This is a genomic window from Saccharothrix sp. ST-888, from assembly GCF_000955975.1.
GTDB lineage: Bacteria > Actinomycetota > Actinomycetes > Streptomycetales > Streptomycetaceae > Kitasatospora.
The window spans coordinates 1-301 of the sequence record NZ_JYJF01000998.1 but is presented as its reverse complement, the minus strand read 5'-3'; the positions used below and the strand labels follow the sequence as shown (position 1 = coordinate 301).

1 protein-coding gene is annotated in these 301 nt (G+C 68.8%); it reads right to left on the bottom strand.

Translation table 11 applies throughout. The annotated features are described in order from the left end of the window. Positions 1-195, bottom strand: a 195-nt coding sequence (locus tag UK12_RS35320) for a hypothetical protein (protein ID WP_045307318.1), incomplete at its 3' end; no start/stop codon positions are given. Positions 196-301: the final 106 nt, after the last annotated feature.

The window sequence follows — 301 nt, the reverse complement described above, 5'->3', positions numbered from 1 at the left end:
GGGCTCGGCGAGGTACGAATCGGTGCGTCGCGAGGCCACCTCGAGGAGCTCCTGGTCGACGCCGTGCTCGCGAGCCAACCCGATCGACAGTGCCACGAGCACGCGTGACGTCTTCTGGAAGCTGGCGTATGCCAGCTTCAGCGCGGAGGCTTTGCCGACCGTGATGGGCTTCCCGAGTGAACTGGTGTTGGTCATGCGTACGGGGCTATCCCCGGACGCCGACAGCGGTGCCCTGCGCGGCGAGCACCGGCAGCCCCGTCACCAGCCAGAGGCCTCCCATCACCTGGGCGGTGTGCGAGGC